Origin of the sequence: Roseateles aquatilis, assembly GCF_002205645.1 — a bacterium.
GTDB lineage: Bacteria > Pseudomonadota > Gammaproteobacteria > Burkholderiales > Burkholderiaceae_C > Roseateles > Roseateles aquatilis.
This window is the reverse complement of sequence record NZ_NIOF01000007.1, coordinates 169,810-193,157: the sequence shown is the minus strand read 5'-3', so window position 1 is coordinate 193,157 and position 23,348 is coordinate 169,810. Positions and strand designations below refer to the sequence as shown.

Annotated in this window: 21 protein-coding genes and 1 other RNA gene; 15 read left to right on the top strand and 7 right to left on the bottom strand. The window is 67.3% G+C overall.

The genetic code is table 11. The features are described 5' to 3' along the window. Positions 1 to 78 precede the first annotated feature (78 nt). Positions 79 to 864 (bottom strand): exodeoxyribonuclease III, encoded by a 786-nt coding sequence (locus tag CDN99_RS16755; RefSeq protein ID WP_088386022.1) that lies wholly within the window; start codon positions 862 to 864, stop codon positions 79 to 81. A 388-nt stretch (positions 865 to 1,252) separates the two neighbouring features. Between CDN99_RS16755 and CDN99_RS16750 the strand changes: the two genes are divergently transcribed. From CDN99_RS16750 to CDN99_RS16740, 3 genes are all read left to right on the top strand, one after another. Next, entirely contained in the window at positions 1,253 to 3,523 is a 2,271-nt protein-coding gene (locus CDN99_RS16750) for a TonB-dependent receptor (RefSeq protein ID WP_088386021.1), read from the top strand. Positions 3,524 to 3,676: 153 nt separating this feature from the next. Further along, positions 3,677 to 4,354: an orotate phosphoribosyltransferase gene (gene pyrE, locus CDN99_RS16745; protein WP_088386020.1), complete on the top strand. Its 678-nt coding sequence runs from the start codon at positions 3,677 to 3,679 to the stop codon at positions 4,352 to 4,354. Then, positions 4,354 to 5,058, top strand: a complete 705-nt coding sequence (locus CDN99_RS16740) for a hypothetical protein (protein WP_088386019.1) — start codon at positions 4,354 to 4,356, stop codon at positions 5,056 to 5,058. The genes pyrE and CDN99_RS16740 overlap by 1 nt, the downstream gene beginning before the upstream one ends. A 66-nt stretch (positions 5,059 to 5,124) precedes the next feature. On the opposite strand, the gene gatB is transcribed toward CDN99_RS16740, so the two are convergent. The 3 genes from gatB to gatC are packed head-to-tail and all read right to left on the bottom strand — an operon-like array spanning position 5,125 to position 8,518. Beyond that, entirely contained in the window at positions 5,125 to 6,726 is a 1,602-nt protein-coding gene (gatB, locus tag CDN99_RS16735) for an Asp-tRNA(Asn)/Glu-tRNA(Gln) amidotransferase subunit GatB (RefSeq protein ID WP_088386018.1), read from the bottom strand. Positions 6,727 to 6,731: 5 nt separating this feature from the next. Further along, the gene (gatA, locus tag CDN99_RS16730) at positions 6,732 to 8,222 is read right to left on the bottom strand and encodes an Asp-tRNA(Asn)/Glu-tRNA(Gln) amidotransferase subunit GatA (RefSeq protein WP_088386017.1); all 1,491 of its coding nucleotides are present in this window, start codon (positions 8,220 to 8,222) and stop codon (positions 6,732 to 6,734) included. Then, positions 8,219 to 8,518, bottom strand: coding sequence for an Asp-tRNA(Asn)/Glu-tRNA(Gln) amidotransferase subunit GatC (gene gatC, locus CDN99_RS16725; RefSeq protein ID WP_088386016.1), 300 nt, complete (start codon positions 8,516 to 8,518; stop codon positions 8,219 to 8,221). The genes gatA and gatC overlap by 4 nt, the downstream gene beginning before the upstream one ends. 363 nt (positions 8,519 to 8,881) lie before the next feature. On the opposite strand from gatC, the gene CDN99_RS16720 reads away from it, so the two are divergent. The 6 genes from CDN99_RS16720 to rodA all read left to right on the top strand — a co-directional run bounded on the left by CDN99_RS16720 (position 8,882) and on the right by rodA (position 14,914). After that, positions 8,882 to 9,925, top strand: coding sequence for a rod shape-determining protein (locus CDN99_RS16720; RefSeq protein ID WP_088386015.1), 1,044 nt, complete (start codon positions 8,882 to 8,884; stop codon positions 9,923 to 9,925). A 52-nt stretch (positions 9,926 to 9,977) separates the two neighbouring features. Continuing rightward, positions 9,978 to 10,059, top strand: a non-coding RNA gene (locus CDN99_RS16715) — sX9 sRNA. A gap of 57 nt (positions 10,060 to 10,116) precedes the next feature. Beyond that, positions 10,117 to 11,088, top strand: a complete 972-nt coding sequence (gene mreC / locus CDN99_RS16710; protein ID WP_088386014.1) for a rod shape-determining protein MreC — start codon at positions 10,117 to 10,119, stop codon at positions 11,086 to 11,088. After that, the gene (mreD, locus tag CDN99_RS16705) at positions 11,085 to 11,606 is read left to right on the top strand and encodes a rod shape-determining protein MreD (RefSeq protein WP_088386013.1); all 522 of its coding nucleotides are present in this window, start codon (positions 11,085 to 11,087) and stop codon (positions 11,604 to 11,606) included. Before mreC ends, mreD begins: the two co-directional genes overlap by 4 nt. A 12-nt stretch (positions 11,607 to 11,618) precedes the next feature. Then, on the top strand, positions 11,619 to 13,763 hold the full coding sequence (mrdA, locus tag CDN99_RS16700) for a penicillin-binding protein 2 (protein WP_088386012.1): 2,145 nt from the start codon (positions 11,619 to 11,621) through the stop codon (positions 13,761 to 13,763). Next, positions 13,760 to 14,914, top strand: coding sequence for a rod shape-determining protein RodA (rodA, locus tag CDN99_RS16695; protein WP_088386011.1), 1,155 nt, complete (start codon positions 13,760 to 13,762; stop codon positions 14,912 to 14,914). Before mrdA ends, rodA begins: the two co-directional genes overlap by 4 nt. Here rodA and CDN99_RS16690 read toward each other — a convergent pair whose 3' ends face one another. From CDN99_RS16690 to CDN99_RS16680, 3 genes are all read right to left on the bottom strand, one after another. After that, positions 14,915 to 15,481 (bottom strand): Uma2 family endonuclease, encoded by a 567-nt coding sequence (locus tag CDN99_RS16690; RefSeq protein ID WP_088386010.1) that lies wholly within the window; start codon positions 15,479 to 15,481, stop codon positions 14,915 to 14,917. Positions 15,482 to 15,619: 138 nt separating this feature from the next. Beyond that, the gene (locus CDN99_RS16685) at positions 15,620 to 17,119 is read right to left on the bottom strand and encodes a sensor histidine kinase (RefSeq protein ID WP_088386009.1); all 1,500 of its coding nucleotides are present in this window, start codon (positions 17,117 to 17,119) and stop codon (positions 15,620 to 15,622) included. 14 nt (positions 17,120 to 17,133) lie between these two features. Continuing rightward, positions 17,134 to 17,805 (bottom strand): response regulator, encoded by a 672-nt coding sequence (locus CDN99_RS16680; RefSeq protein WP_088386008.1) that lies wholly within the window; start codon positions 17,803 to 17,805, stop codon positions 17,134 to 17,136. Between the two features lie 289 nt (positions 17,806 to 18,094). Between CDN99_RS16680 and recA the strand changes: the two genes are divergently transcribed. From recA to CDN99_RS16650, 6 genes are all read left to right on the top strand, one after another. After that, positions 18,095 to 19,138, top strand: coding sequence for a recombinase RecA (gene recA, locus CDN99_RS16675; protein ID WP_088386007.1), 1,044 nt, complete (start codon positions 18,095 to 18,097; stop codon positions 19,136 to 19,138). Positions 19,139 to 19,237: 99 nt separating this feature from the next. Next, positions 19,238 to 19,753: a regulatory protein RecX gene (locus CDN99_RS16670; protein ID WP_238139559.1), complete on the top strand. Its 516-nt coding sequence runs from the start codon at positions 19,238 to 19,240 to the stop codon at positions 19,751 to 19,753. 84 nt (positions 19,754 to 19,837) lie between these two features. After that, a complete protein-coding gene (locus CDN99_RS16665) occupies positions 19,838 to 20,320 on the top strand; it encodes a DUF2889 domain-containing protein (protein ID WP_088386006.1) in 483 nt (160 codons plus the stop codon). A 25-nt stretch (positions 20,321 to 20,345) separates the two neighbouring features. Next, entirely contained in the window at positions 20,346 to 21,506 is a 1,161-nt protein-coding gene (gene sucC / locus CDN99_RS16660) for an ADP-forming succinate--CoA ligase subunit beta (protein WP_088386005.1), read from the top strand. Positions 21,507 to 21,532: 26 nt separating this feature from the next. Beyond that, positions 21,533 to 22,426: a succinate--CoA ligase subunit alpha gene (gene sucD, locus CDN99_RS16655; protein WP_088386004.1), complete on the top strand. Its 894-nt coding sequence runs from the start codon at positions 21,533 to 21,535 to the stop codon at positions 22,424 to 22,426. Between the two features lie 187 nt (positions 22,427 to 22,613). Beyond that, the gene (locus tag CDN99_RS16650; protein ID WP_088386003.1) at positions 22,614 to 23,345 is read left to right on the top strand and encodes a TerC family protein; all 732 of its coding nucleotides are present in this window, start codon (positions 22,614 to 22,616) and stop codon (positions 23,343 to 23,345) included. Positions 23,346 to 23,348: the final 3 nt, after the last annotated feature.

Here is a 23,348-nt window from a genome sequence, read left to right as displayed (position 1 = left end):
CGGGGCGACGATTGGGCGAGTGCATGAGGAGTCGCCGCCCTGGCTTTCGCTGACGGGCGGGGTCACCAAAGCACGCCCTCAGATCTTCAAGTCGTAATCGATGGTGAGCGGCGCATGGTCGCTGAACCGCTGATCGAGGTAGATGGCCTCGCGAGTGGCCAGATGAGCCAGGCCGGGCGTCGCCAGGTGGTAGTCCAGACGCCACCCCACGTTCTTCGCCCAGGCCTGGCCGCGGTTGCTCCACCACGTGTACTGGTCCGGCTTGTCGTTGAGGACGCGGAACACGTCGACCAGACCGATGTCCTTCTCCAGCAGCTTGGTCATCCAGGCCCGCTCCTCGGGCGTGAAGCCGCTGTTCTTCTGGTTGCTCTTCCAGTTGCGCAGGTCGATTTCCTTGTGCGCGATGTTGACGTCGGCGACCAGGATGAACTCGCGCTCGGCGCGCATCTGCATGAGGTAGGGGTACATCGCCGCGAGGAAGCGGAACTTGGCTGCTTGCCGGTCTTCGCCGCTGGAGCCGCTGGGGAAGTAGCAGCTGATGAGGCTGAGCTTGCGGCCGGGCTTGTCGAAGCGTTTCTCGACCCAGCGGCCCTCGTTGTCGAACTCCTCGCTGCCGAAGCCGACGATCACGTCGCTCGGGGTCTCGCGCGTGTACAGGCCGACGCCGGAGTAGCCCTTCTTCTGTGCGTAATGGAAGTGGCCGCTGAGCTTGTCGTAGCCGGCGAACTGGGACTCGACCACGTCCGCCTGGGCCTTGAGCTCCTGGACGCCGACGACGTCGGCCTGCTGTGGCGGCAGCCAGTCGAAGACGCCCTTGTTCGCCGCGGAGCGGATGCCGTTGAGATTGAGGGTGATGAAGCGCATGGCGGAGGGGGCGCGAAGGCCTCGGCAAGGGGGAAACGGCCGGCAGTATCGCAAAGCCCCGCACCGAAGTTGTCAGCAGCACGCCGGGCCTTCGTCCGGGCGGGGACGAGCCTCGGACCACGCCTGACTGGACACGCGCCTGCCGCACCACGACGCGTCCGCGCCATGCGCCGTTGTCGCCCATTCGGGCGACCCACGGCGTGATGCGGTGTTTCGGCAACAGTAAATGCACCGCCATGGTGCCTAGGGTGACGTCTCGATGACGAACTTGCTAGATTCGCCGTCACCGAGCCGTCAGGCCCGCCCCAATTTGCCATCTTCGACCCAGCGTCCGTGCCTGGTTTCGGGATGGTCCCCGGTTCCTCGTCTACCTCCCCGGAGTACCCCCATGAATCGAATCGCCACCCAGCACGCCGCCCGTCCGGCGCTGCGCGAGGCCGCCCTGGCCGTGTCGCTGGCCGTGCTCGCCTGGCCCGCGCTGGCCCAGGATGCCGGCTCCGCCGCCCCGAAGGACGCGCCCAAGGACAAAGGCCAGTTGGAGACGGTGACCATCACCGCCGAGCGCCGCATCGAGAACATCAAGGAAGTGCCGAACGCGGTCACGAAGATCTCCGGCGAGAAGCTCGACGTGCTGAACTCCAGCGGTCAGGACGTCCGTTTCCTCTCCGGCCGCGTGCCCAGCCTGAACATCGAATCGTCCTTCGGCCGTGCCTTTCCGCGCTTCTACATCCGCGGCTACGGCAACACCGACTTCCGCCTGAACGCCTCCCAACCGGTGTCGCTGGTCTATGACGACGTGGTGCAGGAGAACCCGATCCTGAAGGGCTTCCCGGCCTTCGACCTGGCCGGCATCGAAGTCGTCGCCGGTCCGCAGGGCACGCTGTACGGCCGCAACACGCCGGCCGGCGTGGTGAAGTTCGACTCGGTCAAGCCGTCCAAGCGCCAGGAGGGTTACCTCAGCGCGTCCTACGGCAACTACGGCACGATGAACCTGGAAGGCGCCGCCAACGTGCCGCTGTCGGGCGACTGGTCCGCGCGCATCTCGGCGCAGATCCAGCACCGCGACGACTGGGTCAAGAACGAAGTGCCGACCGGCAAGACCGGCAAGCTGGAGGGGTATGACGACCGCGCCATCCGCCTGCAGGCGCTGTACGAGCCGCACAAGGACTTCAGCGCGCTGTTCAACTTCCACGGCCGCGACCTGAAGGGCAGCGCCCGCCTGTTCCGTGCCTCGATCATCAAGCCCGGCACCAACGACCTGGTCGACGGCTTCGATCCGGAGAAGTCCTACACCGACGGCGTCAACGAGCAGTCGTTGCACGGCACCGGCGGCAGCGCGCGCCTGCGTTGGGGCCTGGGTTCGGTCACCCTGCACTCGATCACCGGCTTCGAGTCGGTGCGCCCGTTCAGCCGCGGCGACGTCGATGGCGGCTACCTCTACGGCGGCACCAAGCCCTTCACGCAGCAAGGCCAGGCGTCGTTCCCGAGCGAGTCGTCCAGCTCCATGAGCGGCCATCGCCAGATCACGCAGGAGTTCCGCCTGGAGTCGGCCACCCCGGGCCCGCTGCGCTGGCAGGGCGGCCTGTACTTCTTCGACGAACGCTACACCGCGCGCAGCACCGACTACACGACCTCGACCGGCCTGGCCGCCGGCTACGTCGACACCTACCAGAAGAACACCGCCTGGGCGGCGTTCGGCTCGGTCAACTACGCGGTGACGAGCGACTTCCAGGTCCGCGGCGGCCTGCGCTTCACGCACGACAAGAAGGACGTCGCCGTCACCAGCAGCTACGCCGACCTGAACACCAGCACCGGCGTGACGGCCAACACCTCCGACTCGAAGTGGAACTGGGACCTGTCCGGCACCTATGCGGTGACCAAGGAGACCAACCTGTATGCGCGCGTCGCCACCGGTTTCCGGGCGTCGTCGGTGCAGGGCGCATCGCGCTTCGCGGGCCAGTCGCAGGCGACGCCGGAGAACGTGACGTCCTATGAGATCGGCGTGAAGTCGGACTTCTGGGATCGTCGCGCGCGTCTGTCGGCCAGCGTGTTCGACTACACCGTCAAGGATCTGCAGCTGACCGCGGTCGGCGGCCAGAACAACGCCAACCGTCTGCTGAACGCCAAGAAGGCCACCGGCAACGGCATCGAGCTGAACCTGGAAGTGCTGCCCATCGATCAACTGCTGATCACCGTCGGCGGCAGCCTGAACAACACCAAGATCCGCGACGCCAGCCTGTCGCTGCCGGCCTGCGGCGGCGGCTGCACGATGACGAACGCGCTGATGCCGGGCTCGACGACGAACTACAGCATCGACGGCAATCCGCTGCCCAACGCGCCGAAGTGGGTGGCCAACCTGACCGCCCGTTATTCGATCCCGACGCCGGCCGGCAACGAGTTCTACATCTACACCGACTGGGCCTACCGCTCCAAGGTCAACTTCTTCCTGTACGAGGCCAAGGAGTTCACCGGCAAGTCGCTGACCGAAGGCGGCCTGCGTGTCGGCTACGTGTGGAACAACGGCAAGTACGAGGTCGCGACCTTCGTCCGCAACATCACCAACCAGATCCGCGTGACGGGCGCCATCGACTTCAACAACAACACCGGCTTCATCAACGACCCGCGCACCTACGGCGTGCAGTTCAAGACGATCTTCTGATCGTCGTCGACCCCGGCCTCGTCGCCGGTGGTCGATCCCGCGCGCCGAGGCCCGGCGCGCGGAAGTCAATCCCCGACAAGGCCCGCTTCCGAGCGGGCCTTGTTCATGGCGGGTCCTACAATCCCGCCCCAATTTCACTGCCGAGCGCCGCCCATGAACACCGCCGCATCCCAGGACGCCCTGGCCCAGGAATTCGTGACCTTCGCCGTGGAGACCGGCGTGCTGCGCTTCGGCGAGTTCAAGACCAAGGCGGGCCGCCTGAGCCCGTACTTCTTCAACGCCGGGCTCTTCGACGACGGCCTGAAGGTCGGTCGCCTGGCGCAGTTCTATGCCCAGCGCCTGCTGGCCTCGGGCCTGGAGTTCGACATGATCTTCGGCCCCGCCTACAAGGGCATCACGCTGGCCGCCGCGGTTGCGATCGAGCTGGCCCGGCTCGGCCACAACAAGCCGTTCGCCTACAACCGCAAGGAAGCCAAGGACCATGGCGAGGGCGGCACGCTGGTGGGCGCCAAGGTGCAGGGCCGCGTGCTGATCATCGACGACGTGATCTCCGCCGGCACCTCGGTGCGCGAGTCCATCGCGATGATCCAGGCCGCCGGCGCGACGCCCTGCGGCGTGACCATCGCGCTCGACCGCCAGGAGAAGGCGGCCGAGAACGGTCAGGACCTGCCGTGGTCGGCGGTACAGTATGTGCGTGACCAATTGAAACTGCCGGTGGTCGCCATTGCCGGTCTTTCCGACTTGCTCCAGTATTTGCAGACCACCAGCAGCACCGCCGTGTCCGCCCATGCGGTCGCGGTCCATGCCTACCGAGACCGCTACGGAGTCTGATGCGTCCTTCCGTCTCTCGCCGACTGCTGTTCCGCCCGTCCGCGCTCGTGGCGCTCGCCGGTCCGTTGCTGCTGACGTGCGGGGCGACGGCGTGGGCGCAGACCAAGCCGTCGCCGTCGGGGATCTACACCTGCACCACACCGGACGGCCGTCGCCTGACGTCGGATCGTCCGATCGCGGAATGCCAGAGCCGTGAGCAACGCGTGCTCAACTCCGACGGATCGGTGCGCAAGACGGTGCCGCCGGCGATGTCGCCGGAGGAGCAGGCCGCCGCAGAGCAGCGCCGCCGGATCGAGGAAGTGCAGCGCGCCGCGCAGCAGGACGCCATGCGGCGCGACCGCAACCTGCTGCAGCGTTTCGCCGACGAGCCCACGCATCAACGCGCCCGCGAGTCCGCGCTCGACGACATCCGGCAGGCGATGCAGCAGTCCGAGAAGCGCCTCAAGGAACTCGCCATCGAGCGCAAGCCGATGATGGACGAGGCCGAGTTCTACAAGGGCAAGCGGCTGCCGCTGAAGCTCCAGCATCAGCTCGATACCAACGATGCCGCGGCCGACGCGCAGCGCCAATCGATCGACAACCAGAAGTCCGAGATGGTGCGCGTCAACAAGCTCTACGACGACGAGCTGGCGCGGCTCAAGCGCCTGTGGGCCGGCGCCGCGCCGGGCTCGCTGGACAAGCCGCCCGCGCCGGCCAGCCGCTGAATCGGTCGCGCAAAAACAAACGCGGGTGGATCGCTCCACCCGCGTTTTTCATTGGCGACGGATCGATCAGCCGCCGAGCTTCTTCTTCAGCAACTCGTTGACCGCGGCCGGGTTGGCCTTGCCCTTGGTCGCCTTCATCGCCTGGCCGACCAGCGCGTTGAACGCCTTCTCCTTGCCGGCGCGGAACTCCTCGACCGACTTGGCGTTGGCGGCCAGCACCTCGTCGAGGATGCGTTCCAGCTCGCCGGTGTCGTTGGACTGCTGGAGGTCCTTGGCGGCGATGATCGCGTCCACGTCGGCGCCCTCGCCGCTCCACAGCGCCTCGAACACCTGCTTGGCGGAGTTGTTGGAGATCGTGCCGTCCGCGATCCGGCTGACGAGGTGGCCGAGTTGATCCGGCAACACGGCTGAATAGATCGTCTGCGCAAGCGTGATCTGCTTGGTGCGTTGATCGATCCTGGCCAGCTTGTCCGCGGTCAAGGCGCTCTTGTCCTGACTCAGCAGGCGATCAAGATTCTCGAAATGCGCGTCAAGGGATCGAAGGGCCGTATCGCCATGCTTTTCCTGGTTTTCCAGCGTGTTCTTCGTCCGTCTGAACACCTCACCCATCATCCAGTTGGCGACCAGCTTCGGCTGTCCCGACCTGTCCCTCGCCGCTTCATAGAAACGGGCGATGCCCAGGCTCTGCGTCATCATCGTCGCGTCGTAGGCGGGCAGCCCGTCGACCTCCTGGAAGCGGGCGGCCATCACGGCCGGCAGCTCGGGCATCTCGCCGCGCACGCGCTCGACCCAGTCGGCGGAGATCATCAGCGGCGGCAGGTCCGGGTCCGGGAAGTAGCGGTAGTCGGCCGCGTCTTCCTTGGTCCGCATCGCGCGGGTCTCGCCGGTGTCGGGGTTGTAGAGCACCGTTGCCTGCTGGATCTCCAGGCCGTCCTCGATCCGGTCGATCTGCCAGTTCACCTCGTAGTTCACCGCGTCGATCATGTAGCGGAAGCTGTTGAGGTTCTTGATCTCGCGGCGCGTGCCGAACGGCTCGCCGGGCTTGCGCACCGAGACGTTGACGTCGCAGCGGAACGAGCCCTCCTGCATGTTGCCGTCGCAGATGCCCAGCCACATGACCAGCGCGTGCAGCGTCCTGGCGTACTCGACGGCCTCGGCGCCGGAGCGCATCTCGGGCTCGGAGACGATCTCCAGCAGCGGCGTGCCGGCGCGGTTCAGGTCGATGCCCGACTGGCCGTGGTAGTCCTCGTGCAGGCTCTTGCCGGCGTCCTCTTCCAGGTGGGCGCGGGTCAGCTTGACGAGCTTCTTCTCGTCGCCGACGAAGAACTCGATCTGGCCGCCCTGGACCACCGGGATCTCGTACTGGCTGATCTGGTAGCCCTTGGGCAGGTCGGGATAGAAGTAGTTCTTGCGCGCGAAGATGGACAGCGGCGCGACCTTGGCGCCGACCGACAGGCCGAAGCGGATCGCGCGCTCGACGGCGCCGCGGTTGAGCACCGGCAGCGTGCCCGGCAGCGCCAGGTCCACGGCCGAGGCCTGCGTGTTGGGCGCCGCGCCGAAGGCGGTCGACGAACCGCTGAAGATCTTCGATTCGGTCGAGAGTTGGACGTGGTTCTCCAGGCCGATCACGACCTCGTAGCCTCGCACCAGTTTGCTGTTCTTGCTCATTGCGTTCACACCCCCGCCGGATGCTGGCGGTGCCAGTCGGTGGCCTGCTGCAGCGCGTGCGCGGCATGCAGCAGCGTGCCTTCCTTGAAGTAGTTGCCCAGCAGCTGCAGGCCCACCGGCATGCCGCCGTCGCCCAGGCCCACCGGCACGCTCATGCCGGGCAGGCCGGCCAGCGAGCCGGGCAGCGTGAAGATGTCGGCCAGGTACGCCTTGACCGGATCGTCGGCGCCCTCGCCCTGCTTCCAGGCCACCGTCGGCGCGACCGGACCGGCGATCAGGTCGCAGTGCTGGAAGGCCTGCTGGAAGTCGTCCGCGATCATGCGGCGCAGCTTCTGCGCCTGCAGGTAATACGCGTCGTAATAGCCGTGCGAGAGCACGTAGCTGCCGATCATGATCCGGCGCTTGACCTCGGCGCCGAAGCCTTCGGCGCGGGTCTTCTCGTACATGTCGATCAGGTTGCCGTAGCTCTTGGCGCGGTGCCCGAACTTCACGCCGTCGAAACGCGACAGGTTGGAGCTGGCCTCGGCCGGGGCGATGATGTAGTAGACCGGGATCGCCAGCTCGGTGCGCGGCAGGCTGACGTCGACCAGCGTGGCGCCGAGCTTCTCCAGCTCCGCCAGGCCGGCGCGCACGGCGCCGTTCACGTCGGCCGACAGCGCGGCCGGGAAGAACTCCTTCGGCAGGCCGATCCGCAGGCCCTTGAGCGGCTGAGCCGCGGTGGCGCCGTCACGCACCGCCAGCATCTGCGCGGCGAAATCCTGCGGCGGTTGCTGGACGCTGGTGGCGTCGCGCTCGTCGAAGCCGCTCATCGCGGACAGCAGCAGCGCGCAGTCCTCGGCCGAGCGGGCGAACACGCCGGCCTGGTCCAGGCTGGACGCGAACGCGATCATCCCGTAGCGCGAGCACACGCCGTAGGTCGGCTTGATGCCGGTGATGCCCGAGAAGCTGGCCGGCTGGCGGATCGAGCCGCCGGTGTCGGTGCCGGTGGTCGCCGGCACCAGGCCCGCCGCGACCGCCACCGCCGAGCCGCCCGACGAACCGCCCGGCACGCGCGTGCGGTCCCAGGGGTTCAGCGCCGGGAAGAAGGCGCTGTTCTCGTTGGCCGAGCCCATCGCGAACTCGTCGCAGTTCAGCTTGCCCAGCGAGATGGTGCCGGCGGCGTTCAGGCGCTCGACGACGGTGGCGTCGAACGGGCTCAGGTAGCCGGCCAGCATCTTCGAGCCGGCCGTGGTCGGCATGTCCCGGGTGACGAAGATGTCCTTGTGGGCCAGTGGCACGCCGATCAGCGCGCCGGCCTCGCCCGCGGCCAGGCGGGTGTCGGCGGCCGCGGCCCGCGACAGCGCCAGGTCGGGGTCGACATGCAGGAAGGCGCCGAGATCCTTCGCGCCAGCAACACGCGCAAGCAGATGTTGCGTCAATTCGGTGCTGGAGACCTGTTTGGCGCGCAAGGCGCGGCCGAGCTCGGCGACGCCGAGGTGATGCAGGGGCGCGCTCATTCGATGACCTTCGGGACCAGGAACAGGCCGTCCTCGACGGCGGGAGCGCTGCGCTGATTGAGCTCGCGCTGGTCGGTTTCGGTGACGCGGTCGTCACGCAGCCGCAAGGCGACTTCCTGCACCGCCGACAGAGGCGTGTAGAGGGGATCGACACCGCTGGTGTCCACCGCGCTCATCTGTTCGACGATGGAGAAGAAGCCGTTGAGCTGGGGGAGCAGGGCGGCCTGCTCGTCGGTGGAAAGTTCCAGCCGGGCCAGTTTGGCGATCCGGCTGACGTCGTCGTGGGTCAGGGCCATAAGGATGTGCTGAACTGGGCGCCGCCGAAACATTCACCGAACAAACGCCAATCGCTTGAATGGTGCTTGCCGGCGGGCCAAAGCAGAGGGTGATCAGTTATTATCCCCGCTTATCTCCATACGCCGGGGCTGCATCTGCAGCCTCGTTGCTTATGGCAAGGAATCTCGCTCGCGTGGACGGCCGCCGGTCCACGCGGTTACCCGACCCGAACCGCCTCGAATCGCAGCCGCCCGGACAGAACGCAGACGAACGCCTCCTGAAGCCGTCGAATGCCGCTGATTGCCGACGATCGCGGATATTCAGCGTCGAATATCGGGGGGCACCAGGTGCTGAAGCGTCCTGTCCTGGCTTTGCCAATACACATGCTCGCCTCCCTGCGCCGCTATTTCTCCACCGATCTCGCCATCGACCTGGGCACCGCCAACACGCTGATTTATGTCCGCGGCAAAGGTGTGGTGCTGGATGAGCCCTCCGTCGTGGCCATCCGCCACGAGGGCGGTCCCAACGGCAAGAAAACGATCCAGGCCGTCGGCAAGGAAGCCAAGGCCATGCTGGGCAAGGTGCCCGGCAACATCGAGGCGATCCGCCCGATGAAGGACGGCGTGATCGCCGATTTCGTCGTCACCGAGCAGATGATCAAGCAGTTCATCAAGATGGTGCACGACACGAAGCTGCTGCGTCCGTCGCCCCGCATCATCATCTGCGTGCCCTGCGGCTCGACCCAGGTCGAGAAGCGCGCGATCCGCGACGCCGCCCTGGGCGCGGGCGCCTCGGAGGTCTACCTGATCGAGGAGCCGATGGCCGCGGCGATCGGCGCCGGGCTGCCGGTGTCGGAAGCGTCGGGCTCGATGGTCATCGACATCGGCGGCGGCACGACGGAAGTCGGCGTGATCTCGCTGGGCGGCATGGTCTACAAGGGCTCGGTCCGCGTCGGCGGCGACAAGTTCGACGAGGCCATCATCAACTACATCCGCCGCAACTACGGCATGTTGATCGGCGAGCCGACCGCGGAAGCGATCAAGAAGAACATCGGCTCGGCCTTCCCCGGCTCCGAGGTCAAGGAGATGGAGGTCAAGGGCCGCAACCTCAGCGAAGGCGTGCCGCGCAGCTTCACGATCTCGTCCAACGAGATCCTGGAAGCGCTGACCGACCCGCTGAACCAGATCGTCTCGGCGGTGAAGAACGCGCTGGAGCAGACGCCGCCCGAGCTGGGCGCCGACATCGCCGAGCGCGGCATGATGCTGACCGGCGGCGGCGCGCTGCTGCGCGATCTGGACCGCCTGCTGGCCGAGGAGACGGGCTTGCCGGTGCTGGTGGCCGAAGACCCGCTGACCTGCGTGGTTCGTGGCTGCGGCATGGCGCTCGAACGCATGGAACGCCTCGGCTCCATCTTCACCAACGAATGAGCGGGCCTACCGCGCGGGCGTCAGGCGTCGTTGGGCGGTGCTCGGAATCCTCACGTACAGGACGTACGTTCCGGTTCCTGCGCGCCGTCCGCCTGGCCTGACACCCGCTCGCTACGGCCGGTACGCTGTCAACGAGCGCTGTGGTGCGGGGGTTGCACCTCGGATCACCCTGAAAGTCTGAGATCCCCGTCATGCCGCTTGGCACATTGGATCGAAATCCGCCGCCGCTGTTTCGTGAGGGCCCGTCGGCGCTGACGAAGCTGGCCTTCTGCTCCGCGCTCGCGATCTTCCTGATGGTGGCGGACTCCCGCTTCCAGATCACCGCGCCGGCCCGCGCCGCGTTGGCCCTGGCCCTGCATCCGCTGCAGCGCGCATTGCTCGCGCCGGTGGACGCCTGGGATCAGGCCGGCGATTACGCCCGCGGCATGGAGCGCGCCACCCAGGCCGAGAACCAGGCGCGTCAGCAGCTCGCCTCGCAGGCCGTCATCCTGAGCCGCGCCGCGCAGCTGCAGGCCGAGAACCAGCGTCTGCGCGCGCTGCTCGACCTGCGCGAGGCGCTGCCGGTGAAGGGCCTCGCCGCCGAGGTGCTGTACGAGGCCCCCGATCCCTTCTCCCGCCGCATCGTCATCGATCGCGGCAGCCATCGCGGCGTGCGCCTCGGCGCGCCGGTGGTGAACGATGCCGGCGTACTCGGCCAGGTGACGCGCGTCTATCCGCTGTCCGCCGAAGTGACGCTGCTGACCGACCGCGAAGCCACCATCCCCGTGCTCAATACCCGTACCCAGCAACGCGGCGTCGCCTATGGCGGCGAGCGCGGCGTGATGGAGCTGCGCTTCATCGCCGCCAACGCCGACATCAAGGCCGGCGACGCCCTGGCGACCTCGGGCCTGGACGGCCTCTACCCGCCGGGCCTGCCGGTGGCGAAGGTCGCGGAGGTCGAGCGTCGCGGCGATACCAGCTTCGCGCGCGTCGGCCTGGCGCCGATCGCGCAGCCCGACAGCGCCCGCCATGTGCTGGTGCTCGAGCCGCTGGAAGGCCAGGAGGCCGCCCGCACCGAAGCCGCCGAGGAAGTGGCGAGCGCCGCCGCCGCGGCCGGGCCCGCGTCCCGGCCGGCGCGCGGGCGCGCGGCCGCCGCTTCGGCGTCGAAGGGGGGCACGCGATGATCATGCCGCGTGGCGCCAGCCAGCTCCTGCTGCCGGCCAATCCCCTGTTCATCGCCTTCAGCCTCGTCATCGGCCTGCTGATCGACATGGTGCCGGTCGGCCGCCAGCCCTGGATGCCGGACGTGCTGGCCCTGGTGCTGGTGTTCTGGAACGTCCATCAGCCGCGCCGCGTGGGCGTGGGCTGGGCCTTCGTCTTCGGGCTGATGATCGACGTGCATCACGGCGCGCTGCTCGGGCAGCACGCGCTGGCCTACAGCCTGCTGGCCTTCGGCGCGGTGGCGCTGCATCGCCGGCTGCTGTGGTTCACGCTCGGCGCGCAGGCGCTGCATGTGCTGCCGCTGTTCGTGGCCGCGCAGGCCATCGCGGTGGTGGTGCGGTTGATGGTCGGCGGCATGTGGCCGGGCTGGAGTCTGGTGCTGGCACCGCTGCTACAGGCCGCGTTGTGGCCGATCGCCGCGGCGCTGCTGCTGGCGCCGCAGCGCCGCGCGCCCGATCCCGACGCGCACCGCCCGCTCTGAGGATCGGCCGAGATGACGGTTCTCAAGAACCTGCACCAGGAGCTCTCCCGCTTCCGGCTGCGACTGGTGGCCGCGGCGCTGTTCGTGCTGTTCTGCTTCGGCCTGCTGCTCGCGCGCCTGCTGTTCCTGCAGATCACGCAGCATGACGCGCTGCTGGAGCGAGCCGAGACGAACCGTGTCTCGGTCGTGCCCATCGTGCCCAACCGCGGCCTGATCGTGGACCGCAACGGGGTGGTGCTGGCCAGCAACTACTCGGCCTACACGCTGGAGATCACGCCGTCCAAGGTGCCTGATCTCGAGCAGACCATCGATCGGCTGTCCGCCGTCATCGACATCCAGCAGCGCGACCGTCGCCGCTTCAAGCGGCTGATGGAGGAAAGCAAGAACTTCGAGTCGCTGCCGATCCGCACCAAGCTCACCGACGCCGAGGTCGCCCGCTTCGCCGCGCAGCGCTTCCGCTTCCCGGGCGTCGACATCAAGGCGCGGCTGTTCCGCAGCTATCCGTTGGGCGAGACCGGCAGCCATTTGCTGGGCTACATCGGTCGCATCAACCAGGCCGAGAAGAAGGCCATGGACGATTGGTCCGAAGAGGACGTCGCCAACTACCGCGGCACCGAGTACATCGGCAAGCTCGGCCTGGAACAGGCCTACGAACGGGAGCTGCACGGGCAGACCGGGTTCGAGGAGATGGAGACCAGCGCCGGCGGCCGCGCGGTGCGCCGCCTGCGCAATCGTCCGCCGACCCCGGGCAACACGCTGCATCTGTCGGTCGACATCAAGCTGCAGGCGCTGGTGGAGCGCCTGTTCGGCGAGCGTCGCGGCGCGCTGGTCGCGATCGATCCACGCAACGGCGAGGTGCTGGCCTTCGTCTCCAAGCCGAGCTTCGATCCCAACCTGTTTGTCGACGGCATCGACGCCGACAGCTGGCGCGACCTCAACGAGAACATCGACAAGCCGCTGCTGAACCGCGCGCTGCGCGGCACGTATCCACCGGGCTCGACCTTCAAGCCCTACATGGCGATGGCGGCGCTGAACACCGGCAAGCGCTCTCCCAGCCTGGTGATCCAGGACAACCTGAACTTCAGTTTCGGCGGCCGCGTCTTCGGCAGCGCCGAGGGCGACCGGGCCGGTCCGAAGGACATGCGGCTGGCGATCGTGACCTCGTCCAACGTCTACTTCTACACGCTGGCCAACGAGATGGGCGTGGACCTGATCCACGATCAACTGGAGCCGTTCGGCTTCGGCCGCAAGACCGAGATCGACCTGCAGGGCGAGGTCTCCGGCCTGCTGCCCAGCACCGAATGGAAACGCCGCGCCTACAAGCGACCCGAGCAACAGAAATGGTTCGCGGGCGAGACGATCTCGCTGGGCATCGGCCAGGGCTACAACAGCTTCACGATGCTGCAGCTGGCGACCGCGGTGTCGACGCTCTCCAGCGGCGGGGAGCGCTACCGGCCGCGCCTGGTGCGTGAGATCGAGGACGTTGTAAAGCACACCGAGCGCCGCACCGCCAGTGACGCGTTGAGCCCGCTGGGCCTGCGGCCGGCCGACGTGGACGTGATCCGCAACGCGATGCACGACGTGACGCTGGAGGGCACGTCGCGCGCGGTCTTCATGGGCGCGCCGTACGCGAGCGCCGGCAAGACCGGCACGGCCCAGGCGATCGGCCTGCGCGCCGGGCAGACCTATAGCAGCATCAAGGCGGACGAGCGCAAGCGAGACCATTCGCTGTACATCGCCTTCGCGCCGTACCAGTCGCCCAAGATCGCGCTGGCGCTGATCGTCGAGAACGCCGGTTATGGATCGACCTCCGCCGCGCCGATCGCGCGCCGCGTGTTCGACTACGTGCTGGAGGGGCAGTACCCCAGCGAGGACGACATCGCCAAGACGCAACTCGGCCAGACCACGGCGCCGATCGGCCAGTCGCGCCGCGCCGCCGATGTGCCGCTGTTGCCGGGCATGGCCGCGAGCGATCCGGCGGGCGCGGCGTCCGGCGTCCCGCCGTCCGCGGGTGCCGCGTCGGGGTCCGCTCCTGGGGCCACGTCGAGCGCGGCACCAAACATGGCACCAACGGCCACGCCAACGCCGCGAACCGCGGTGCCGAGCCGGGCGCCGGCATCCGCCCCGCCATCACCGAACCGGGGAGCCTCGCGATGAGCGCCGTCTTCAGCAAACCCAGCCTGCTGCAGCGTCTGAAGCCCTGGTTCCAGGGTTTCGACATTCCGCTCTTGCTGGCGATGGCCTGGCTGATGGGCCTGGGCCTGATGTGCATGTACTCGGCCGGCTACGACCACGGGACGCGCTTCGTCGATCACGCGCGCAACATGCTGCTGGCGCTGGGCGTGCTGTTCGTGACCGCGCAGGTGCCGCCGCAACGGCTGATGCAACTGGCGCTGCCGCTGTATGCGTTCGGGGTCGCGCTGCTGGTGGCGGTGGCGCTGTTCGGCATCACGAAGAAGGGCGCGACGCGCTGGCTGTACGTGGGCACGCAGATCCAGCCGTCGGAACTGCTGAAGATCGGCATGCCGCTGATGCTGGCCTGGTGGTTCCAGAAGCGCGAGGGCCAGTTGCGCCTGCCCGACTTCATCGCGGCCTTCGTGCTACTGGCCATCCCGGTCGGCCTGATCGCCAAGCAGCCGGACCTGGGCACCTCGCTGCTGGTGCTGGGCGCTGGGCTGTACGTGATCTTCTTCGCCGGGCTGTCGTGGAAGCTGATCATTCCGGCGATGGTGCTGGCCGGTGCCGGCATCACCGCGCTGGTGATGAGCGAGGACCAGATCTGCCAGCCCGAGGTGAAGTGGGTGGTGCTGAAGGAGTACCAGAAGGACCGCGTCTGCACGCTGCTGGATCCGACGAAGGACCCGCTGGGCAAGGGCTTCCACATCATCCAGGGCGAGATCGCGATCGGGTCCGGCGGCATCACCGGCAAGGGCTTCATGAAGGGCACGCAGACCCACCTGGAGTTCATCCCCGAGCGGACCACCGACTTCATCTTCGCCGCCTACGGCGAGGAGTTCGGCCTGATCGGCGCGCTGGGCCTGCTGATCGGCTTCACCGCGCTGATCCTGCGCGGCCTGGTCATCGCGCACGAGGCACCGACCTTGTTCTCGCGCCTGCTGGCGGGCGCGATCACGCTCAGCTTCTTCACCTACGTGTTCGTCAACATGGGCATGGTCACCGGCATCCTGCCCGTGGTGGGCGTGCCGCTGCCGTTCATCTCCTACGGTGGGACGGCGATGGTGACGTTGGGGTTGTCGCTGGGGATGCTGATGTCGATCGCGAAGAGCCGGGGCGGGACGCAGCGGTGATCAGGCGGCACGCTCCAGGTCGGCGAAGATGAGGTCGCCACGGAGCTGAAGGTCGATCGACATGAGCTCCACGATGTCGGCGGCTGAATGACGGAGGACCTCCCAGGCACCGTCCGGGCACCGACGGTGGACCTCGGTGCTCAGGCGCTCGACATCGACGAGCATGTATTCGCACAGCGCCGGCAGTCGACGATATCGGGCGAACTTGCCGTTCCGGTCGAAGGCGGCCGTGCTCGGCGACAGCACTTCGACGACGAGCGGCACGTGGGTCTTGCCGCGCGGCGTGGCCTTGTCTTCCCTGCCGCAGGTGACGAACACGTCGGGCACCAGGCAGTTCGCGTCGTCGACGCGGACGTCCAACGCCATGTAGGCCGTGCATGCCGTGTCCTTCAGATGCTGGCGGCACGCCAGCCAGATGTTGCCCATCACGGTCTGATGCCGATCGATGGGCGTCTGCATGACGATCGTTTGACCGTCGATCAGCTCGTACCGCAGGCCATCATCTGAAGACCAGGCCAGAAACTCATCGCTCGTCATGCATTGCTTGGTTGTCTGCGGGTAGGCCATCGACGGCTCCTGTCTCGATGAAGAATGAAGCGGTCATTCTTCTGAGGCAGTTCATCGCTGTCGTTCACTTGAATCGATGCGGATGATGTCCGGTGGCCTGGGAATAGGGCATTCGGTGACGGATATCTGGAGGTGGGTTCAATGGGCGCTCGTGGCCAGCGGATGCGCCGCGAACCGAACCGTGAATCGCGCGCCCGGCCCGGCGCCATCGACCTCCACCTGCCGGCGCGCGCGCGTGTCGTCGACGGCGATCTCGGCGTCGTGCTGCTGGACGATCTCCCGCACGATCGCCAGGCCCAGGCCCGAGCCGTCGACGTTGGTGCCCAGCGCGCGGTAGAACGGCTGGAAGACCTGCTCGCGCTCCGCCTCCGCGATGCCCGGCCCGGAATCCTCCACCTGCAGCACGCAGACCTGCCCGAAGGGGTCCTCGACCACCCGCACGGTGACCGTCCCGCCCGCCGGCGTGTACAGCAGCGCGTTGTCCACCAGGTTGCGGATCAGCTCCCGGATCAGCAGCGGATGACCGCTGATGCGCAGGCTGGCCTGACTCGCCTCCGGGCCCTCGTAGCCGAGGTCCAGGCGCTTCTCCATCGCCCGCGGCACGAAGTCCCGGACGGTCTCGATCGCCAGCACCGCCAGGTTCACCTCGCTGCGCCGCGCGGCGTGCTGCTGGTCCTCCGCGCGCGCCATCGCCAGCAACTGGTTGACCATGTGCGCGGCGCGCTGGCTGGACAACGCGATGTGCTTGAGCGAGCGGCGCAACTCCGCCGGCGAACTGCGACCCTCGTCGATCTCGCGCTGCGCGAGCTCGGCCTGCGTGCGCAGCCCCGCGAGCGGCGTCTTCAACTGATGCGCCGCGTCGGCCAGGAAATGCTTCTGCGCGCGAATGGACTGGTCCAGCCGCTCCAGCAGGTCGTTGATCGCCTGCACCAGCGGCGCGACCTCGTCGGGGATGCGCTGCTCGTCGATCGGGCTCAGGTCGGAGCTGTCGCGCGAGCGGATGCGTCGCTGCAGGTCGTTCAGCGGCGCGATGCCTCGTGCCAGCGCCAGCCACACCAGCAGCACCGCCAGCGGCAGGATCACGAACTGCGGCAGGATCACGCCCTTGATGATCTCGTTGGTCAGCCGCGAGCGCTTGCCCAGCGTCTCGGCCACCTGCACGAGCATCCTGCGCTCGCCGCCGGCCATGCCTTCCGGCGCGACCCACAGGAAGGCCACCCGCACCGATTCGTTGTTGATCTCGTCGTCCCGGAAGTGCAGCTCCCACGGGACCACGGGCGGCTCCGCCTCGGGCACCGGCAGGTGGCGGTCGCCGCTGAGCAGCTCGCCGCGCAGACCGAGCACCTGGTAGTAGACCGTGTCGGCCTCGTCGGCCCGCAGCAGCGCCGCCGCCTCGGGCGCCAGCGCATAACGCGAGCGGCCGCGTCGCGCGAGGTCGGCCGGCGCGGGCTCGGTCGCGACCTGCAGACCGAGCGTGCGTGCCATCTCGCCGAGCTCGCGGTCGTAGGGCTTGTTGGCGATGCCTTGCGCCACCAGCCAGGTCAGCGCGACGCTGATCGGCCAGATGACCAGCAGCGGGGCGAGCATCCAGTCGAGGATCTCGCCGAACAGCGAGCGATGGCCTGACTCAGCAGCCATGCCGGGCGCGGGCGTCAGCCGGGAATCTTCTCAAGGCAGTAGCCCAGGCCCCGCACCGTCGCGATGCGGATCGGGCCCTGCTCGATCTTCTTGCGCAGGCGGTGGATGTAGACCTCGATCGCGTTGTTGCTGACTTCCTCACCCCACTCGCACAGGCGCTCGACCAGCTGGTCCTTGCTGACCAGCCGGCCGGCACGCTGCAGCAGCACTTCCAGCAGCGACAGCTCGCGCGCCGACAGCTCCACCATCTGGTCGTTGATGTAGGCGACGCGGCCGGTGGCGTCGAAGCTCAGCGGGCCGTGGCGGATCACGTTGGACGCGGTGCCCAGGCCGCGGCGCGTCAGCGCCCGCACGCGCGCCTCCAGCTCCTGCAGCGAGAACGGCTTGGCCATGTAGTCGTCGGCGCCGAAATCCAGGCCCTTGACGCGCTCCTCGATGCTGTCCGCCGCGGTCAGGATCAGCACCGGCACCGCCGACCCGCGCGCGCGCAGCCGCCGCAGCACCTCCAGGCCGTGCAGCTTCGGCAGGCCCAGATCGAGGATCAGCAAGTCGAACTCGTGGGAGGCGAGCGCGGCGTCCGCCTCGCTGCCGCTGCCGACCTGGTCGACCGCGCAGCCCGACGCCCGCAGCGAGCGCAGCAGGCCGTCGGCCAGGACCTGGTCGTCTTCCGCGATCAAGATGCGCATGTGTCGTCCCCTCTTGTCATGAAGACATTCTAGGGAGCAGGCCACCGTCCGGCCCTAGGCGTTTCCGAGCCGCCCCAGGGTGGGCCCGGGTCAGGCGGGCGACAGGTTCGCGTGGGGTGGCGTCCCCCGCATGGAGGAAAAAGGTGGGAATCGACGTTGCTGGCTCATCTGATGAGCCAGTGTCTGCCTAAGATGCGGCACATCGACCCCACCAGGCGAGTTCGCCAAAGTACTGTACAGATATACAGATTGCGCCAATAATCCGGCGCAGCCAACAGGAGAAGATTGCATGGACGCCCCCGTGAAGAACGTCAACACCGAAAAAGCCAAGGCCCTGCAGGCCGCCCTCGCCCAGATCGAAAAGCAGTTCGGCAAGGGCTCCATCATGCGTCTGGCCGAAGGCGAGAAGATCGAGGACATCCAGGTGGTGTCGACCGGTTCGCTGGGCCTGGACATCGCGCTGGGCGTCGGCGGCCTGCCCCGCGGCCGCGTGATCGAGATCTACGGCCCCGAGTCCTCGGGCAAGACCACGCTGACGCTGCAGGTCATCGCCCAGATGCAGAAGCTGCAGGGCGTCTGCGCCTTCATCGACGCGGAACATGCGCTGGACGTCCAGTACGCGCAGAAGCTGGGCGTCAACCTGCAGGAAATGCTGATCAGCCAGCCGGACACCGGTGAACAGGCGCTGGAGATCGTCGACGCGCTGGTGCGCTCCGGCTCCGTGGACCTGATCGTCATCGACTCGGTCGCCGCGCTGACCCCGAAGGCGGAACTCGAAGGCGAGATGGGCGATTCGCTGCCCGGCCTGCAGGCCCGCCTGATGAGCCAGGCGCTGCGCAAGCTGACCGCCACGATCAAGAAGACCAACTGCACCGTCGTCTTCATCAACCAGATCCGGATGAAGATCGGCGTCATGTTCGGCTCTCCCGAGACGACCACCGGTGGCAACGCATTGAAGTTCTACGCCTCCGTGCGCCTGGACATCCGCCGCATCGGCTCGATCAAGAAGGGCGAGGAAGTCATCGGCTCCGAGACCAAGGTCAAGGTCGTCAAGAACAAGGTGGCGTCGCCGTTCAAGACGGCCGAGTTCGACATCCTCTACGGCGAGGGCATCAGCCGCGAGGGCGAGATCATCGACATGGGCGTGACCGCCAAGATCGTCGACAAGGCCGGCGCCTGGTACGCCTATGGCGGCGAGAAGATCGGCCAGGGCAAGGACAACGCTCGCGAATTCCTGCGCGAGAACCCCGACCTGGCGGTCGAGATCGAGAACAAGATCCGCGACTCGCTGGGCATCCCGTTGCTGGGTGCTACCGGTGAAGCAGCCGCCTAAGCCGGACGGAGCCATCGATTGAAGGCCAGAGCCAGCGAGGCGCGAGGCGTGCGAGGCACGTCTGCGCAGCCGCTGTCCTTGAAGGCTCGTGCGGTCGCGTTGCTCGCGCAACGCGAACACAGCGCGATGGAGTTGCGACGCAAGCTGCTACGCATCGCGCGTGATCGAGATGCGCGGTTGGCGGCGGGCGCGGATGGCGGCAATGAACACGAGGTCGGTGAGGACACCGATGACGACGGCGCTCCGAATGCCGAGGCACGGGGCGAGGAGGTCGACGCGGTGCTGGTCTGGCTGCAGGCCAACGGATATCTGGACGAATCGCGCTTCATCGAGTCGCGCATCCATGTCCGTTCCCAGCGATTCGGTCAGCGGCGCATCGAGCAAGAACTGGCCCAGCATGGGCTGAGCCTCGACGTGGAGCAGCGCGCGCAGTTGGCGGTCGGGGAACTCGAGCGTGCCTGTGACCTGCTCCGCCGGAAGTTTGGCGCCACGGCACCCGCCGACGCGGCGGCCGAGGCGAAACGCATGCGTTTCCTGATCGGGCGAGGGTTCGGGTCCGACGTCGTGAGGCGGGCAGTCCGGCAGGTCGCCGCCGACATCGACCCTGACGCCTGAGACGGGGCGCCTGACCCGCGCTGGCGAGTCGAACGCCGCGCGGCGTGGTGAAGTTACGACGTCGTTACAGGCTCGCGGCGTGCGTTGGCCCTCGCTTCGCACCGCATTGAGGCGACCAAGGCCGTCGCCGGTGCGCGTCGCAACCGCCTGAAAGCCTTGATGCAACGCAGCATGCTACATTGGCGGCTTCGCAAACCAGCCCGCCGGCGTCTGTCCGCGGGCCTGTTTTTGCGTGTTTGCATCGGTTTTATGTCTTCCTCCGCCTCCCCCGAGCGCCATCTGCCGCACCGTCGAACCCTCGACGCGCAGGTCTATGGTTGCGACGACGGGCTCTTCGATGCGCAAGCGCAGCGCCTGGACCTCCAGCATCGCGATCCACCGTCGGCCTCCGGCCCGCGCAAGATCGGCGAGCCGCCGCATGACATGCGGCTCTCGCTGATCGTGGATCCCGACGTGGACGCCCTGGATGCCGCTTTCCACGCCGATCGGGTGCCGGGCACAGCGGTGCAAACTCATCACCCTCGCTGGTTCCGCGGTGCGTCCGCGGCATCGGCGGCCTCTTCCTGATTCATCCATCAAGCGAGACCTCCCTATGAAGATTCACGAGTACCAGGGCAAGGAAATCCTGCGCCAGTTCGGCGTGCCGGTGCCGCGCGGTATTCCCGCGTTCACGGTGCAAGAAGCGGTCGAAGCCGCGCAGAAGCTGGGCGGCCCGGTCTGGGTGGTCAAGGCGCAGATCCACGCCGGCGGCCGCGGCAAGGGCGGCGGCGTCAAGCTGGGCAAGAGCCTGGACGAGGTGAAGAGCCTGTCCGAGCAGATCCTCGGCATGCAGCTGGTCACGCACCAGACCGGCCCGGCCGGTCAGAAGGTCCGTCGCCTGTACATCGAGGAAGGCGCCGACATCAAGAATGAACTCTACGTCTCGCTGGTCACCGACCGCGGCACGCAGAAGGTCGCCTTCATCGCCTCCAGCGAAGGTGGCATGGACATCGAGGAAGTCGCCCACAGCACCCCGGAAAAGATCATCACCGAGATGATCGATCCGCTGACCGGCCTGACGACCGAGCAGTCCAAGAAGATCGCCGCGGCCATCGGCCTGACCGGCGCTTCGGTGGACCAGGCCGTCGACCTGTTCGCCAAGCTCTACAAGTGCTACATGGACACGGACGCGTCGCTGGTTGAAATCAATCCGCTGAACTGCGACTCCAAGGGCAACCTGATCGCCCTGGACGCGAAGTTCAACTTCGACGCCAACGCCCTGTTCCGTCACCCGGAAATCGTCGCCTACCGCGACCTGGACGAAGAAGATCCGGCTGAAGTCGAAGCGTCGAAGTTCGACCTGGCCTACATCTCGCTGGAAGGCAACATCGGCTGCCTGGTGAATGGCGCCGGCCTGGCGATGGCCACCATGGACACCATCAAGCTGTTCGGCGGCGAGCCGGCCAACTTCCTGGACGTGGGCGGCGGCGCCACCGCCGAGAAGGTCACCGAAGCCTTCAAGATCATGCTGAAGAATCCCGAGGTGAAGGGCATCCTCGTGAACATCTTCGGCGGCATCATGAAGTGCGACACCATCGCCGAGGGCGTGATCACCGCCTGCAAGGCCGTGAACCTGTCCGTGCCGCTGGTCGTCCGCATGAAGGGCACCAACGAAGAACTGGGCAAGAAGATGCTGGCCGAATCCGGCCTGCCCATCATCGCCGCCGACACCATGGCCGAAGCCGCGACGAAGATCGTCGCCGCCGTCAAGTAAGCCGCAGACCCTTCAAGGAATTCGACATGAGCATCTACATCAACAAGGACACGAAGGTCATCACCCAGGGCATCACGGGGAAGACCGGTCAGTTCCACACCCTGGGCTGCCAGGCCTACGCCAACGGCAAGAACGCCTTCGTCGCGGGCGTGAACCCGAAGAAGGCCGGCGAGAAGTTCTCCGAGATCCCCATCTACGGCACCGTCAAGGAAGCCGCCTCGCAGACCGGCGCGACCGTGTCGGTGATCTACGTGCCGCCGGCCGGCGCCGCCGCCGCGATCTGGGAAGCCGTCGAGGCCGACCTGGACCTGGCGATCTGCATCACCGAAGGCATTCCCGTCCGCGACATGCTGGAAGTGCGCAACAAGATGAAGGCCAAGGAAGCCGCCGGCGGCAAGCGCACGCTGCTGCTGGGCCCCAACTGCCCCGGCCTGATCACGCCCGACGAGATCAAGATCGGCATCATGCCCGGCCACATCCATCGCAAGGGCCGCATCGGCGTGGTCTCGCGCTCCGGCACGCTGACCTATGAGGCGGTGGCCCAACTGACCGAGATCGGCCTGGGCCAATCGTCGGCGGTCGGCATCGGCGGCGACCCGATCAACGGCCTGAAGCACATCGACGTGATGCAAGCCTTCAACGACGATCCGGACACCGACGCTGTCATCATGATCGGCGAGATCGGCGGCCCGGACGAGGCTGAAGCAGCCCGCTGGTGCAAGGCCAACATGAAGAAGCCGGTGGTCGGCTTCATCGCCGGCGTCACCGCCCCTCCCGGAAAGCGCATGGGCCACGCCGGCGCGCTGATCTCGGGTGGCGCGGACACCGCCGATGCCAAGCTCGCCGTCATGGAAGAGTGCGGCTTCAAGGTCACGCGCAACCCGTCGGAAATGGGCAAGCTGCTCAAGAGCCTGCTGTAAGCGACAGGAAAAACCTGCGGGTACCCTCTGGTGCGTAATTCCACGCATCGGAGCCCCCGGGGGCCGGCGCGGACAATTCGTCCGCACCCGAAATGACGAAGGGGCCTCGCGGCCCCTTCGCTCGTTTCTCCCTCCAACGCTTTAGACTGGGCCTTCGCTTGCCGATGCGCCCGGCGGGTTCCCCCTCATGGACATGTTCACCAGCCCCGAGTTCTGGCTTGCCGTCGGCCAGATCATCATGATCGACATCCTGCTCGGCGGCGACAACGCCGTCGTCATCGCGCTGGCCTGCCGCAAGCTGCCTCCGGCGCTGCGCACCCGCGGCATCCTGTGGGGCACCGCCGGCGCGATCGTGTTGCGCGTGGTGCTGATCTTCTTCGCGCTGACGCTGCTCAAGCTGCCGTTCCTGAAGCTGGTGGGCGGCGTGCTGCTGCTGTGGATCGGCATCAAGCTGCTGCTGCCCGAGGACGACGAAGACCATTCGAAGATGGAAGCGAGCGACAAGCTCTGGGGCGCGGTGAAGACGGTCATCGTGGCCGACTTCGTGATGAGCCTGGACAACGTCATCGCGATCGCCGGCGCCGCCGAAGGCGCGGGCGGCACGCACCAGATGCCGCTGGTCATCTTCGGCCTGCTGGTGTCGATCCCGATCATCGTCTGGGGCAGCCAGCTGGTCATCAAGCTGATGGACAAGTTCCCCCTCGTGATCACGCTCGGCGCGATGCTCCTGGGCTGGATCGCCGGCACGATGGTGGTCACCGATCCGGCGCTCAACGGCTGGGTGCCGATGCAGGCCGGCGCGAAGGCCGGGACGACCGAAGTGCTTCCGCAGGTCTATTACGGCCTGGGCGTGGCTGGCGCGCTGTTCGTGCTGGCCGTGGGCAAGGTGCTCGCCGCGCGCCGCCCGTCCGCAGCCTGACGA